The sequence below is a fragment of the Rhizobium sp. WYCCWR 11128 genome, assembly GCF_013416305.1.
In the GTDB taxonomy this organism is placed as follows: domain Bacteria; phylum Pseudomonadota; class Alphaproteobacteria; order Rhizobiales; family Rhizobiaceae; genus Rhizobium; species Rhizobium indicum.
This window is the reverse complement of record NZ_JACCEZ010000001.1, coordinates 22728-36777: the sequence shown is the minus strand read 5'-3', so window position 1 is coordinate 36777 and position 14050 is coordinate 22728. Positions and strand designations below refer to the sequence as shown.

The 14050-nt window shown below is 60.2% G+C and carries 13 protein-coding genes; 8 read left to right on the top strand and 5 right to left on the bottom strand.

Translation table 11 applies throughout. The features are described 5' to 3' along the window. Nucleotides 1–163 precede the first annotated feature (163 nt). Together HX898_RS00165 and HX898_RS00160 are read right to left on the bottom strand one after the other, a co-directional pair. Nucleotides 164–1717, bottom strand: coding sequence for a hypothetical protein (locus tag HX898_RS00165; protein ID WP_180193673.1), 1554 nt, complete (start codon nt 1715–1717; stop codon nt 164–166). 102 nt (nt 1718–1819) lie between these two features. Further along, nucleotides 1820–3904 carry a bifunctional diguanylate cyclase/phosphodiesterase gene (locus tag HX898_RS00160; protein WP_180193672.1) on the bottom strand — a complete coding sequence of 695 codons (2085 nt, stop codon included), beginning with the start codon at nt 3902–3904 and terminating at the stop codon, nt 1820–1822. A 296-nt stretch (nt 3905–4200) separates the two neighbouring features. On the opposite strand from HX898_RS00160, the gene HX898_RS00155 reads away from it, so the two are divergent. The 5 genes from HX898_RS00155 (at nt 4201) to HX898_RS00135 (ending at nt 9466) form a co-directional block, all read left to right on the top strand. Beyond that, nucleotides 4201–4809, top strand: coding sequence for a 50S ribosomal protein L25/general stress protein Ctc (locus HX898_RS00155; protein ID WP_003561325.1), 609 nt, complete (start codon nt 4201–4203; stop codon nt 4807–4809). Between the two features lie 184 nt (nt 4810–4993). After that, nucleotides 4994–7345, top strand: a complete 2352-nt coding sequence (locus HX898_RS00150) for an EAL domain-containing protein (RefSeq protein ID WP_180193671.1) — start codon at nt 4994–4996, stop codon at nt 7343–7345. Nucleotides 7346–7370: 25 nt separating this feature from the next. Next, entirely contained in the window at nt 7371–8084 is a 714-nt protein-coding gene (locus HX898_RS00145) for a transporter substrate-binding domain-containing protein (protein ID WP_138330396.1), read from the top strand. Between the two features lie 192 nt (nt 8085–8276). Further along, nucleotides 8277–9008 carry an aminoacyl-tRNA hydrolase gene (gene pth / locus HX898_RS00140; protein ID WP_180193670.1) on the top strand — a complete coding sequence of 244 codons (732 nt, stop codon included), beginning with the start codon at nt 8277–8279 and terminating at the stop codon, nt 9006–9008. Further along, a complete protein-coding gene (locus tag HX898_RS00135) occupies nt 9005–9466 on the top strand; it encodes a GNAT family N-acetyltransferase (RefSeq protein WP_180193669.1) in 462 nt (153 codons plus the stop codon). Before pth ends, HX898_RS00135 begins: the two co-directional genes overlap by 4 nt. 31 nt (nt 9467–9497) lie before the next feature. Here the strand turns inward: HX898_RS00135 and clpS are convergent, their stop codons facing one another. Further along, nucleotides 9498–9809, bottom strand: a complete 312-nt coding sequence (gene clpS, locus HX898_RS00130) for an ATP-dependent Clp protease adapter ClpS (protein ID WP_003541733.1) — start codon at nt 9807–9809, stop codon at nt 9498–9500. Nucleotides 9810–10150: 341 nt separating this feature from the next. On the opposite strand from clpS, the gene ychF reads away from it, so the two are divergent. Continuing rightward, nucleotides 10151–11254, top strand: coding sequence for a redox-regulated ATPase YchF (ychF, locus tag HX898_RS00125; RefSeq protein WP_012758451.1), 1104 nt, complete (start codon nt 10151–10153; stop codon nt 11252–11254). 72 nt (nt 11255–11326) lie between these two features. Here ychF and HX898_RS00120 read toward each other — a convergent pair whose 3' ends face one another. Next, complete coding sequence (locus HX898_RS00120; RefSeq protein ID WP_180193668.1) at nt 11327–12424, bottom strand: hypothetical protein; 1098 nt, start codon at nt 12422–12424, stop codon at nt 11327–11329. Between the two features lie 81 nt (nt 12425–12505). Here HX898_RS00120 and HX898_RS00115 point away from each other — a divergent pair, with 81 nt between their 5' ends. Together HX898_RS00115 and HX898_RS00110 are read left to right on the top strand one after the other, a co-directional pair. Continuing rightward, on the top strand, nt 12506–12997 hold the full coding sequence (locus tag HX898_RS00115) for a MaoC family dehydratase (RefSeq protein WP_180193667.1): 492 nt from the start codon (nt 12506–12508) through the stop codon (nt 12995–12997). After that, entirely contained in the window at nt 12994–13461 is a 468-nt protein-coding gene (locus HX898_RS00110; protein ID WP_180193666.1) for a MaoC family dehydratase, read from the top strand. The genes HX898_RS00115 and HX898_RS00110 overlap by 4 nt, the downstream gene beginning before the upstream one ends. A gap of 24 nt (nt 13462–13485) precedes the next feature. Here the strand turns inward: HX898_RS00110 and HX898_RS00105 are convergent, their stop codons facing one another. Next, nucleotides 13486–14028, bottom strand: a complete 543-nt coding sequence (locus HX898_RS00105) for an adenine phosphoribosyltransferase (protein ID WP_180193665.1) — start codon at nt 14026–14028, stop codon at nt 13486–13488. Nucleotides 14029–14050: the final 22 nt, after the last annotated feature.

Below are 14050 nucleotides of genomic sequence, written 5' to 3'. Positions count from 1 at the left end.
CCGGGCATGCGCTCCGAGCCGCATGAATTGCTGCCCATTGATTGTCGCCGAGCCGCGTTCGGCGACAACGAAAGCCCAGAATAAACCGCCGTTACGATCGTTGGGCACAAAAAAGCCGGCACAAGGCCGGCTTCTTTTCATTTCTGATCCCAATTGATAACGCTCAAGGCTGCTGCGGCGGCGCAGGTACCGCGTCCTGCCCCTGATCCGGTTCCTGCTCCTGGTCTGACTCCAGCCCCTGATCTTGATCCTGGTCCGGGCCATCCGGCCCCTTGACCACCTGCCCGTTGACGGCGATCGCGCCGTCGCGGCTGATGCTGATGTCCCAGCGCGAACGGCCATCTGCATCGGTCTTGGCGAAGCCCTTCACCATCATGATGCCGAAGGAAACCTGGTTGAGATCGGGATCCGTCTTGGCAAGCTCCTGAACCGCGGCAATCGTCTTGTCGAGATCACGGGCAAGGATCGTCGCTTCCATCGAATAGTCCTTTTCGGTGTCGACCCGCCCCTCGATCTTGCCGGTCATATCGAGGTCGTAGACATCGGATTTGGCGCTGATCTTCGGAAACTCGACGGCGAGCCGGCCGTCGCGGAAGAGCTTCTTCGCCATCTCCTCGCCGCTCGTCTCAGGCGCCTCGGCGCTGCTGAAATCCACCGCCATGAATGCGTCGCCGAAGGTTGCGAAATCCATATTCGGAATGGCCAGCTGCAGATCGAAGCTGGTCGGCACGAAAGGCGAATAGCTTGCCGGCATCAGCGGGCTGTCGAGGCTGATGTCCTGCGCATTGATGCCGAAGCCGAAACGCATGGCGTCGCTCGGCCCGTCGACAGCCACATTGTAATCGAACGCCTTGACGCCGCCATTGCCCATCTGGCTGCTGATGGTCAGATTGTTGACCCCGATCGTTTCGCTGAACGAGGTAAGAATCGGGAAGGCTTGCTTGAGCATTCCCTTTATCTTGTCGCTGTTTTCGGGGCTCAGTTCCTTCTCTTCAAGATGGTCGAGAACGAAAAGGACGATCTCGCGGATTTGTTTGGCCGGCAGGCCATTCACCTTGGCATCGAAATCAATCGAATCGGCACGGATTTCAACGGGCGGCATTTGCAGGCCGGAAACCTGCTCGACGAAAGTGGACATCGAGCCGCTGCCCGCAAAATCGATACGCCCGTTGCCGCCTGCGCTGTCCGTCGAACTCAGCTTTTGGTCGATCGCGGCGATGCTGGCATGGACTTCCTCGGTGTCGGACTTGCTGGTGACCTTGATGTCCTTGCCGGTGAGGGTGCCGGAGCGCAGATAGCTGATCGCCGGATCGAAGACGCCGGTGTAGACAAGCGAAGCGATGGAGTAGGAAAAATCCGTCGGCTTCTGGTCGGGGCCTTTGAAATGGCCGGAAACGTTGAGGTTGTTGTCACCCTCGATGTTCCAGAGCCCGCTGTCGAGCGGCGTGGCGAACATCGAGAACGGCGTCAGCCCGTTGATCGCGAATGTCGCCGGATCGGCTTTGGCAAGCAGCTTCGCGAGATCGTAAATGATCTCGTATCGCGCCCCCGCCGGATTGACTGTGATCAGGCCGCTCTTCGCCAGATCCTCGGGAAGCAGCTTCGTCAGCGTGTCCTTGACCGCATTGGCGCCATCCTGATTGATCTCGACACCCTGGGCCGTGGTGACAAGGCAAAGTGCCAGCAAGCTCGTTGCCGTGACAAGTTTGAGACGCATAGTCCGATTTCTCCTCAGCCGCTTTTTTGAACGCGGGCCATCCAAAGATGCGAAGCGCGCCGATGTCAACCTCAGCTGCGGCAGAGAATGGCAATTTGCCACTCACGCGGCCGCGGATTTCTTCACGGCCGGCGCAAGAACCGTTTCCTGCTGTACGGCCGGCACCTCGCCGTTGACGATCGCCTCGATGCCCGAGCGCGGTCCCGGCTTACCGAAGAGGAAGCCCTGCACCTGCAGGCAGCCTTCCCGTCGCAGGAAGTCGATATGGTCTTCGTTTTCGACGCCTTCAGCAAGCACCGGTATGTCGAGGCTTGCCGCAAGAATGAGCGTCGAACGCACGATTGCCGCAGACTGCTTGTTGGTGACGACGCCGTCGACGAAGGCGCGGTCGATCTTGATCTTGTCGAACGGGAAGCTCTGCAGTGTCGACAGTGACGAATAACCCGTGCCGTAATCGTCCATCGCCACCTTCACGCCAAGCGCTTTCAGCCGGCGGATTGCCTGCAGCGCATGTTGATGATCGGCGATGATGCCGGATTCGGTGATCTCGATCTCGAGTCGCGCCGCCGGCAGGCCGGTCTCGAGAAGGATCTGATGCACGATCTGCGGTAGGCGGTTGTCGCCGAGCTGCTGCGGCGCGACGTTGACGGCGATGCGCAGCGGGTTCTTCCAGGTCGCCGCTTCCGCGCAAGCGGCCCGCAGCACCCATTCACCAAGCTCAATAATAAAGCCGGTCTTTTCCGCGATCGGAATGAATTCGACGGGTGAGATGTAGCCGCGCACGGGATGTCTCCAGCGCAGGAGCACTTCCAGGCCAACGATGTCGCGCGTCAGCGTGTCATTCTGCTGCTGGTAGAACAGCTCGAATTCGCCGCGCGCCAATCCCTCCCGCATCTCGCTCGCCAGCGCGTTGCGTTCGCGCGCTGCCTGGTCCATCCAGGGCTCGTAGAAGCATATGCTGTTGGTCGCTGTCGATTTTGCCCGATACATGGCGATATCGGCCTGCGACAGCAGGTCGTCCAAAGTGTCCGCCTGTCCGGGATAGGTGGAGATACCGATACTGGAGCCGACGGTCAGCGCATGGCCGTTCCATTCGATCGGCCGGGCGATCTCGTCGAGCATGCGTTGTGCTAGTCCCTTGGCGTCTGAACGGACGAAATAATCGCACATGACGGCCACGAACTCGTCGCCGCCGACCCGCGCCACGAACTGGCCGTTCTGCATGATCCTGGACAGCCGCTCGGCGACGGCGCGCAGCACGGCATCGCCGGCGGCGTGGCCATGAACGTCGTTGATTTCCTTGAAACGGTCGAGGTCGAAGGAAAGCACGGCGATATTGGCCGTCATGTCTTTCGGCTTGTTGACCAGAGCCGACAGATGCTCGTTGAAGGCGGCGCGATTGGCAAGATTGGTCAGCGGGTCATGCAGCGACAGATGGCGGTAACGCTCGACGGCTGCCTGCGTCGACTGCATGTCGATGATATAGGTGGAGGCACCCAGCGCCAGGATGATGATCATGACGGCGCTGACAAGACCGGTCATGATGCCGTCCGAGATGATCTCGGTGGGTGCCGCAACAGTGGCATCCGGCAGGATCGTCAGTCCCGCCATGCCGGTGAAATGCGTGAGCACGATCGCAAGGATCAGCGAAAGGGCAGCCCCGTGGCGGCAGAAACGCGTGATCGGCCGACCGATGCGATTGGTGGCGACCGCGCCGAACAAGCCGGCGAAGACCAGCGAGGCGACGACATAGGAGGCCTGCCATTCGAGACGACCCTCGATCTCGTAACCGGCGATCCCGACATAGTGCATGACCGCGATGCCGAGGCCGACGATCACGCCGCCTGCCTCGATAAGCGCGCTCTTCTGCGCGATTGACGCGATGGCAAAGCCGATCATCGTCGTCGCGACGGCGGCAAACAGCGACAGCAGCGTCAACGTCGGCTCATAGCCGTTCGCCACCGGCGTCTGGTAACCGAGCATGACGATGAAATGCGTCGTCCAGATGGACGAGCCGCCAACGAAACCGGAGAGAAACAGCCAGTTGGTTTTCTGCAGCCCCTGCGATCGGCGCACCCGGGTGAAGAGGCGCATCGACAGCATCGATCCGAGCACACAGATAACGGTGGCGAAGATCAGATGCGGAAGGCTGTGTTCGACGGTGATACAGGAAAGGACGCGCAACATGAGAGGCAACCGGCAAATTGAGACGGCCCTGCTTATATTGGCGGGTAAACGCAGGATTTATGAATCGCCGCCGATTTCGTTTTCGATGGTTAAACCTTGGCGAAAGCGTGTATATGGGCGAAAAACAACCCAAATCCCCAACTTGCGTTTCCGATCGACTTATAATATAGGCCACCGGTCCGTGTAGACACCCTTGGAGGCAACGCGGATGAGGTCGGGTCATACCGCCTCCGGTTCGTCGGAACAAGGCTTTTGCCCGCCGCCGAACTCTCCAAATAACCTCGAAAGGAATAGCCATGAGCCAGGAAACTTACGAGCTCAAGGCCGAGGCGCGCGAACGGGTTGGTAAGGGGTCCGCCCGTGAACTTCGCCGCAACGGTTTGATTCCCGCTGTCATCTATGGTGACAAGCAGGCCCCCATTGCCATCGCTCTCAACACCAATGAGGTGACGAAGCGCATTCACGCCGGTGGTTTCATGACCACCGTGGCGACGATCGACGTCGACGGCAAGAAGCACAAGGTTCTGCCGAAGGACTACCAGCTCGATCCGGTCCGTGACTTCACGATGCATGTCGATTTCCTGCGCGTCTCCGGCAACACCCAGGTGACCGTTGAAATCCCCGTTCACTTCATCAACGAAGAGAAGTCCCCGGGCCTCAAGGTCGGCGGCGTTCTGAACATCGTTCGCCATGAAGTCGAAGTTCATTGCCCGGCCGATGCGATCCCTGAGTTCTTCAACATCGACCTCAGCGGCAAGAAGATCGGTGACAGCATCCATATCGCGGAAGTCACCCTGCCGAAGGGTGTCACTCCTGTGATCGACCGCGACTTCACGATCGCGACCATCATTGCCCCGGCTGGCGGCATTGACGAGACTGCTGCGGAAGGTGGAGCCGAAGCCTGATCGCTTCGACCAATTTGTAAAGCATATGGCCCGCTTTCCCCTGGAAAGCGGGCTTTTCATTGCCCGGAAACGCCCCGTTTCAGCAACATTTAACAAATTCGTGAAAGCATGCTCCGTCAGTTGCGAAGAAGCCCGCCTCAACGCACGACAGCAAATATGGCCGGCCTGGGGAGTAGACGGAACCATGAACAATTCCGTTGAGAACAGATTTTTTGCGATAGTTTGCGGAGCGCTGCTTGTTTTTGTCGCTCCCCTCTTTGTTCTCTTCCTTTTTCTTTCCTCCGAGCGGGCCGACAAGGAAATACGCGACCATATCTCCGTTCTTCTTGTCGCCAATGCCCAGGCGCTGGCCAAGCCCCTGTGGGACCTCGATGAGGACAGCGTCACCCAGATCAGCGCGACGGTCGTTTCCCAGGGCGCCATCGTCAGGGTCGAAGTGCGTGACCAGTCAGGCCAGCTCGACGTCAGCCAATCCACCATTCCGCGCTCCTTCGACGGCAAGCTCGTGCAGGTGTCGCGCGCCATCATCTACAACACCGTCGACGGTCCGAAAAACCTCGGCAGCATCAGCGTCTATTATCCTGCGCTCGGCCTGTTTTCCGGCCTGAAGCAGGAAGAGGTCGTCTTCATCTCGATCTTCATCTTCGCGGTGCTGACCGTTTTCGGCACGGCGCTGATCGGCAATCGCTTCTTCGTCATCCAGCCGCTGATGCGGCTGACGGCGGCAATCGAGGCCACCCGCCAGTTGGGCTCCCGCCATCATGTCGACTGGCAGTCGAACGACGAGATGGGACGGCTTGCCCATAGCTTCAACGAGATGCAGACCAAGCTCGAAAGCGAGGAAAAGGAGCTGAAGCTCGCACACCGCCGCGCCACCGACATCTACAATCTGACGCCCGCCATGCTCTTCTCGCTCGACGAGGAAGACCGCATCACCGCCGTCAGCGATTATTGGCTGCTTGCCACAGGTTATAACCGTGCCGCCGTCATCGGCCGCAACTTCGCCAATCTCGTCACCCCCGCGACCCGTGACAAATTCGTCAAGCGCCGCCAAGCCGAAAGCGGCATGACCGTCACCGTCAAGTTCGTTTGCCTGGACGGCCGCACCATGGACGTCCTCATCATGGAATCGGAGGCGGGAGGTGGCGCTCAAGACCGCCTCTCGCTATCGGTCATGACCGATGTGACCGAACTCAAGGCCTCCGAGGACCGCAACCACCGCCAGGCAATCACCGATCACCTGACCGGGCTTCTCAATCGCCAGGGCTTCGAAGCCGTCCTCGACAACAAGATTGCCGCTGCCGATGCCGCCGGCCAGGAACTCGCCTGTCTCTTCGTCGATCTCGACCGTTTCAAGTGGATCAACGACAATATGGGCCATGCCGCCGGTGACATGGCACTGGTCGAGCTCGTCGAGCGCCTGAAGACCCATCTTGCCCCCTCCGACGAGGCGGCCCGTCTCGGTGGCGACGAATTTGCCATCCTGCTGCCGGCCAAGGACGCCGAAAACCGCGCCAAGGTGATGTGCGAGCAGATCGCCTCGATCTTTGAAACGCCATTCACCCCTGACATGCATCTGAGCGCTTCCGTCGGCATCGCCATCTATCCGCATCATGCCGAAACCGCGGCCGAGCTGCTGCAAAAATCCGACATGGCGATGTATGCCAAGAAACGCGACGGCAAGAACGGCGCCCAGCTCTTCGACAATGCTATGCTCGACCGCGCTCGTAGCCGCGCCGAAATCGAGGCCAATATCGAAGCCGGCCTCGTCGACAACTGGTTCGAAGCCTTCCTGCAGCCGATCGTCACCCTGAACGGCCGTGGCATTGCCGGTTTCGAGGCGCTGATGCGCCTCAACCATCCGCAGAAGGGCTTGATGCCGCCAGCCGAGATCATCAGCGTCGCCGAGGAAACGGCAAAGATCGTCCGCGTTGGCAACGTCATCATGGAAAAGGCGATCGCCAACCTCGCGAAGATTTCCCGCATATCAGGCATGCAGGATACCTATCTCGCCATCAACTTCTCGCCGCTGCAATTCGAGCCGGCGCTGCCGGCCCGTCTTGCCGCCATCGTCGGCCGCCACGGCATCCGGCCAGAGCGCATCGTCGTCGAAATCACCGAAGCCGTGCTGATGCATGACAACCCACAGATCCGCTTGATCGTCACGGAACTTCGTCGCTTCGGCTGCCGCATCGCGCTTGACGATTTCGGCACGGGCTATTCGTCGCTGAGCTACCTCAACCGCTTCCCCGTCGACATCATCAAGATCGACCAGTCCTTCACCCGCGCGATCAACGACGGCGACGACGACGTGCGTCAGAAGAGCCGCATGCTGATCGAAGGCATCACCACGCTTTCCCACAAGATGAATTGCACCGTCATTGCCGAGGGTATCGAGACCGAAGAGGAATGCCGCACGCTCCATCAGATGGGGCTTGACTATGGCCAGGGCTATCTCTTCCATCGTCCGCAGCACGCAGCCACGCTGATCGAGGAACTGGCGGCCTCGCAATCGGCCGTCGCACGCGCCTCGTGAACGAAGAACCAAGGACATGATGCAGATGAAAAAGCTCCTGCTTCTCGCATGCCTGGCGCTGCCCTGCACCGCCCATGCGCAAACGGTGACGTTCACGACCGAGGACTATGCCCCCTTCAACTATCGCGAAGGCAAGGAGATCAAGGGCGCGACCGTCGAGCAGGTCGAAAAGGTGATGGCCGCGATCGGCGTCGACTACACGATCGAGATCATGCCCTGGGCGCGCGCCTTCGGCCTTGCCCGCACGGCGCCGATGACTTGTGTCTTTGCGACCGCCCACAACGGCGCACGCGACCCCTTGTTCAAATGGGTCGAGCCGCTGCTCATCGACCGCAACATCCTGATCACCCGCAAGGGCTCGGGCGTCACCGCCGGCAATCTGGACGAGGCGAAGAAGTATACGGTCGGCACGCAGCGCGAGGACTATACCGAGACGATCCTGAAGGAGAAGGGTTTCACCAAGCTCGATGTCGCCAGCGACTTCAATGCGACGCTACGCAAGCTGCTTGGCGGGCGCATCGACATGATGCCGATCTCCGAACTCTATTTCGAAAAGCTGAAGGCCGACCAGCCGGTGGAATTGGTGACCGTGCTCTCCGCCCAGCCAATGGGCATCGCTTGCGAGAAGAACTTTCCGGACGATCTGCTCGCCAGGATGCAGGCTGCTCTCGACAAGCTGATCGCCGATGGCGACCAGAAGCAGATCTTCCTGAAATACGGCATGAACCTGTCGGAATGACTCCGAAGACAACTGCCCTTTCCGCTTGACTTTGCTTTCATTTCGCGGTGGTGAACGGCGGGAAGTTCTAAAGCGCGTCGCGATCTTTCAGATTCGCTTGTCGTGCTTTAGGTCTTTGTTTTTACGCATGTCGTTTGTCGCAAAACCGCTGCACACTTTTGCGCGACATGCTTTAGCGAGGAAAAACAGGCCATGCTGATCATCGCGGGTCTCGGCAATCCCGGCGGCAAATACGTCGGCAACCGCCACAATATCGGCTTCATGGCCGTCGACGCCATCCATAGGCACCACAGCTTTTCGCCCTGGTCGAAGAAGTTCAGGGCCGAGATCGCCGAGGGCGAGGTCGGCGGCGAGAAAGTGCTGCTGATGAAGCCGCAGACCTTTATGAACCTTTCCGGCGAGTCCGTCGGCGAAGCGATGCGTTTCTACAAGCTCCAGCCGGCCGATCTCGTGGCCATCTACGACGAGCTCGACCTTCCTGAGGGCAAGGCGCGGCTGAAGACCGGCGGCGGCCACAACGGCCACAACGGCATCAAGTCGCTCGATGCGCATTGCGGCAGGGAATACCGGCGGCTACGCCTCGGTATCGGCCATCCCGGCATCAAGGAAATGGTGCAGAACCATGTGCTCGGCGATTTCGCCAAGGCCGACAAGGCCTGGCTGGAGCCGCTTCTCGACACGCTCGCCGACAATGCCGACATGCTGGTGCGAAACGAAGATTCGCAGCTGATGAACAAGATCGCGCTGGCGCTCGGCGGAAAGGCCGAGGAGGAGAAACCGGCGAAGGAAAAGAAGGACGCCGAGAAGAAGCCGGCCGGCCAGTCACATATCCATCGGGCCCGCAACCACAATCAGCCGAAGTTGCCGGCCACCGGCCCGATGGCCGACATGCTGAAAAAGATGTTCGGCAAAAAGGGCGATTGAGACCGATGCCGGATCAAGACGTCGTCATCCGCCCGGCTGCCCGCGGCGATCTTGCCGGTCTCATGAGGCTTTACCGTCACCTGAACCCCACCGATCCGGTTCTTGACGAGGCCATCGCCGAAGAACGCTTTTTCGCCATCCTGGCCAAGCCCGGCATGACCGTCTTCATCGGTTTTGCGGGTGAGGTCGCCGTCGCCACCGTCACAAGCGTCGTCGTGCCGAACCTGACACGGAACGGCGCGCCCTATGCGCTCATCGAAAACGTCGTCACCCATGCCGATCATCGCAAGCGCGGCTATGCCCGCGCCGTCATCGGCCACGCGGTCGCAGACGCCTGGAACGACGGATGCTACAAGGTGATGCTGCTTACCGGCTCGAAGAATCCGGCAACGTTGCGCTTCTATGAGAATTGCGGTTTCGTGCAGGACAAGACCGGCTATCAGATCCGCCGGCCCTGAATCCATATTCGGGGCGGCCCTCGGAAAACGCCTATTCCTCCGGTTCGGTGGTGAACATCAGCGGAAAGCCCATGCCCTTGGCAAGGTCGATGCCTTCCTTGGCCTTGGTCTCGGCGATGTCCCTGACGCAGACCACGACCACGCAGGAACCCAGCTTGTGCGCCGTCATCATCACCCGGTAGCCGGTCTCCTCGCTCATGCGGAAGACGGCCTTCAGGATCATGATCACCAATTCGCGCGGCGTATAATCGTCATTGACGAGAATGACCTTGTAGAGCTTCGGCTTGTCCAGCTTGAGCTTCACTTTGGCCTTCGGTTTCAGTGCAATGTCATTGTCACTCATCGGAAAAATCCACCCATTGATGACATGGGGTCAGCAATCTTCAAAACCATCTAATCATTGTCGATGACGAATTTTTGACGGTTAACCGGTGCGGCTCCCGACCTCAAACGGGCAGGAGCTGGTCGCCGGCATCGTCACCGAAAGGTCAACTTCGTCTATGCGAACAGCGACCGGCATTCTGGTGAAATCAGCAATACGTCCAAATCTCCGTCGCTTTCAAGAATAGGCCAGCACCGATCCGTCGGCAAGTGAGCGACGCTAAAAGCTCTCTAAGACTTGACCATATTGCTCCTTTATCCCATAGGCACCAGCAAGGAATTCAAGAACAGCAGGTTTTAGCCATGGGCTTCAAATGCGGTATCGTCGGGCTGCCGAATGTCGGCAAATCGACCCTCTTCAACGCGCTCACCAAGACGGCCGCCGCACAGGCGGCGAATTATCCCTTCTGCACCATCGAGCCGAACACCGGCGAAGTCGCCGTTCCCGATCCACGCATGCGCAAGCTTGCCGACATTGCCAAGTCCAAGGAACTGATCCCGACCCGCATTTCCTTCGTCGACATTGCCGGCCTGGTGCGCGGCGCCTCGAAGGGTGAAGGCCTCGGCAACCAGTTCCTCGCCAATATCCGCGAGGTCGACGCCATCGTCCATGTGCTCCGCTGCTTCGAAGACAGCGACATCACTCATGTCGAGGGCCGCATCAACCCCGTCGCCGATGCCGAGACGATCGAGACCGAGCTGATGCTTGCCGACCTCGAAAGCCTGGAGCGCCGCACCGAGCAGACGCGCAAGCGCGCCACCGGCAAGGACAAGGAATCGGTGGCGATGCTGCCGATCATGGATGCCTCGCTGAAGCTGCTCAACGAAGGCAAGCCGGTTCGCACGCTGCTGTCGACGCTCGATGCGGAAGAAATCGTCATCCTCAAGAGCCTCAATCTTCTGACCTCGCATCCGGTGCTCTACGTCTGCAACGTCGCCGAAGGCGATGCCTCGACCGGCAACGAATTCACCGAGGCCGTTGCCGTCATGGCGAAGGAACAGGGTGCCGAAACCGTCGTCATCTCGGCGGCGATCGAATCGGAGGTTGCCCAGCTTCCCGAGGAGGAAGCCAAGGAATTCCTCTCCGCCCTCGACCTTGACGAGGCCGGCCTCGACCGGCTGATCCGTGCCGGCTACAAGCTGCTCCACCTCATCACCTATTTCACTGTCGGCCCAAAGGAAACGCGCGCCTGGACGATCGAGCGCGGCACCAAGGCGCCACAGGCCGCCGGCGTCATCCATTCGGATTTCGAGCGTGGCTTCATCCGCGCCAACACCATCGCCTATGACGACTACATCAAATACAACGGCGAAGTCGGCGCCAAGGATGCCGGCAAAGCGCGCGACGAAGGCAAGGAATACGTCGTCCAGGACGGCGACGTCATCCACTTCCGCTTCAACACCTGAACGGAAATTGCCGCTATCCCGATCAATTCATTTCGCCCAAATCGCTCAGCGGTTTGGGCGAAATCGTAAGATTTACGGGGTTGCCCCTAAGACGGCCGGCGGCAGTCTTTGCGAAATGGCAGCCGGCAGTGCCCGCAGCACGATGCGGCGCAGCGGCATCCAGCCGGTACCGATGATGAGCACGATCGCTCCGACGACGATCAGCGTCGTGAAGATATAGGTGTCAACCGTCGCACTCCCCTGCCGGAAAATGCCGTAGATCGCAAAACCGAGCGACAGCAGGCCTGACGTGACGAAGGCGCGTCGATCGATGACAAGGCCGATCAGCATCAACACCACCACGCTGATAACAATGATGGGCGTCTTGATCGATACCGCCTGGGCAACATTGAGCAAATTGCCGTCGAACGACATCAGCAGCCTTACGCTGAAGAGCAGAGCCGGTGCCGCGCCGAGGTGAAGCCAGAAGGCGATGTCGGAGCGTGTCGTCCGGCGCAACCGATCGCCGAGGTCGAAATAGAGCGCCGTTGCAAACAGCCCGAGCGCGCAAACGAGGAAGACCACCGCGAGCAGGAGGGGATGATTGGCGAAGAATTGCGGATCGCCGCTCGCCCATTGCATGAGGCGCAATAGCAGGGTGAGCACCAGCGCAAGGGCCGAGGTGATGCAGAGCGCCAGCGCCAGCGGCACGCGGTACCGGGCATAATAGAGGCCGAGAATGATCGGGAAGCCGGCGACGAACTGCGTCGCCTCCGCCCCAATATCATTGAAGGCTGATGTTCCCGGCTTGAAGAAGAAGGACATCAGCACGAATGTCCAGCAGAACAGCGCAATCGTCAGGCTGACGGCCGGCAAAGCGAGCCGCTGGCGGCGCACCAGGATTTCCGAAAGCACGATGATCGCAGGCAGCACGGCATAAAGTGCGGCAAGCCCCCAGAGGCCGCCGAGCGCCACCACGACGCCGATGGTGATCAGCACATCGTGGAAGCCGCGCACAAAGCGTGGCGTCTCGGTATCCGACCAGGCCTGCCCCTCCGCTTCCATTGCCGGCTGTGCCTCAGCGATGACGACCCCGCGCTCCGTCAGGAACGGCAAAAGCCGCACGCCCGCCTCCGGGGAAATCAGCTCCTGGCGCACGGCCTCGTCGAGTATCGACCTTAGTTCAGTCATGCCGGTTTATCTCCCCGGAATCATTGAGCCCGCGCGGATGCTATTGTAAGCATTGTGCGCTGCATATGGCGGGAGGAGCGAATGTCGGCAGAAAAGCTTTCCTTCGAGGATTTCCAGCCCGGCCGCCGCTTCGCGCTTGGCCCGAAGCCGGTGACCGCCGAAGAAATCATTGAGTTCGCAAGTGAATTCGACCCGCAGCCGATGCATCTCGATGAGGTTGCCGGCCGCGCCAGCATTCTCGGTGGCCTTGCCGCCTCCGGCTGGCATACCTCTTCGATGTTCATGCGCATGATGGCCGACAGTTATGTGCTGCATTCGCTCTGCGAGGGCGCGCCGGGCGTCGACCTGATGGAATGGCGAAAGCCGGTGCTTGCCGGCGACACGCTGTCCGGCCACTCGATCGTGCTTGAAGCCCGGCCGATGCGGTCGCGCCCCGGCATTGGCATCGTCAAGTTTCGCCACGAGGTGGAAAACCAGCGTGGCGAACTCGTCTGCGTCTCGGAGAATTCGGTCATGTTCGGCATGCGCGCCTGGCCCGCGGATATCGGCATAAACCCGGAGACGTCAGCATGAGGATGTCCGAGCTTTACGCGGTTGGCGAGAAGGCCGAGATCGGCAGCTACATTTTTACCGAGGAAAACATCATCCATTTCGCGACGCGCTACGATCCGCAGCGTTTCCACGTCGACAAAGAAGCCGCTAAGGACACGCTCTTCGGCGATCTCTGCGCCTCGGGCTGGCACACCACCGCCGCCTGGATGCGGACCTTCCTCGCTTTTTGGGAAAGGCAGAGCGCCGCACTCGCGCAAAGGGGCCAGACGTCGCCGAACCTCGGCCCTTCGCCCGGTTTCCAGAAACTGCAATGGCTGCGGCCGGTCTTCGCAGGCGACGTCGTCACCTATTCCGTCGCCTTCCTCGCCAGCCGCGCGCTCGCGTCGCGGCCGGGATGGCACCTCAACACCATCCTCTGCGAGGGCGTCAATCAAAACGGCGATGCCGTTATCCGCTTCGAAAGCAGCGTGCTCGAATTCGACTGACGCTGCAGGCAGCAGGACGAGGGCTCAGTGGCCGGAGAATTCGACCAGCGTATGAACGACGACGCCGAGCTCTTCCAGTTTCTTGCGGCCGCCAAGATCCGGCAGGTCGATGACGAAACAGGCGCCGACCACTTCCGCGCCGATCTGGCGCAGTAGCTTCGTGGCACCCACCGCCGTGCCGCCGGTGGCGATCAGATCGTCGACCAGGATCACCTTCTCGCCGGGCTGGACAGCATCGCGATGCATCTCCATCTCGTCGACGCCATATTCCAGGCTGTAGGCGATGCGCACGGTCTCGTGGGGCAGCTTGCCTTTCTTGCGGATCGGTACGAAACCTGAGGAAAGCTGGTGCGCCACCGCGCCGCCGAGGATGAAGCCGCGCGCCTCCATGCCGGCGATCTTGTCGATCTTCGTGCCCGCATAGGGCTGCACGAGTTCGTCGACCGCCCGGCGGAAAGCCCGAGGGTTGCCAAGCAGCGTGGTGATGTCGCGGAAGATGATGCCGGGCTTGGGATAGTCAGGAATGGAGCGGATGCTGGCTGCGAGCTCCGAAATCGTATTGTTCATGGAAAATCCATATCTGCGAACG

What these genes read in the sequence shown, in the direction of transcription:
- HX898_RS00165 (WP_180193673.1), bottom strand. Translation starts at nt 1,717, where the DNA reads ATGCGTCTCAAACTTGTCACGGCAACGAGCTTGCTGGCACTTTGCCTT.
- HX898_RS00160 (WP_180193672.1), bottom strand. Translation starts at nt 3,904, where the DNA reads ATGTTGCGCGTCCTTTCCTGTATCACCGTCGAACACAGCCTTCCGCAT.
- HX898_RS00155 (WP_003561325.1), top strand. Translation starts at nt 4,201, where the DNA reads ATGAGCCAGGAAACTTACGAGCTCAAGGCCGAGGCGCGCGAACGGGTT.
- HX898_RS00150 (WP_180193671.1), top strand. Translation starts at nt 4,994, where the DNA reads ATGAACAATTCCGTTGAGAACAGATTTTTTGCGATAGTTTGCGGAGCG.
- HX898_RS00145 (WP_138330396.1), top strand. Translation starts at nt 7,371, where the DNA reads ATGAAAAAGCTCCTGCTTCTCGCATGCCTGGCGCTGCCCTGCACCGCC.
- pth (WP_180193670.1), top strand. Translation starts at nt 8,277, where the DNA reads ATGCTGATCATCGCGGGTCTCGGCAATCCCGGCGGCAAATACGTCGGC.
- clpS (WP_003541733.1), bottom strand. Translation starts at nt 9,809, where the DNA reads ATGAGTGACAATGACATTGCACTGAAACCGAAGGCCAAAGTGAAGCTC.
- ychF (WP_012758451.1), top strand. Translation starts at nt 10,151, where the DNA reads ATGGGCTTCAAATGCGGTATCGTCGGGCTGCCGAATGTCGGCAAATCG.
- HX898_RS00120 (WP_180193668.1), bottom strand. Translation starts at nt 12,424, where the DNA reads ATGACTGAACTAAGGTCGATACTCGACGAGGCCGTGCGCCAGGAGCTG.
- HX898_RS00115 (WP_180193667.1), top strand. Translation starts at nt 12,506, where the DNA reads ATGTCGGCAGAAAAGCTTTCCTTCGAGGATTTCCAGCCCGGCCGCCGC.
- HX898_RS00110 (WP_180193666.1), top strand. Translation starts at nt 12,994, where the DNA reads ATGAGGATGTCCGAGCTTTACGCGGTTGGCGAGAAGGCCGAGATCGGC.
- HX898_RS00105 (WP_180193665.1), bottom strand. Translation starts at nt 14,028, where the DNA reads ATGAACAATACGATTTCGGAGCTCGCAGCCAGCATCCGCTCCATTCCT.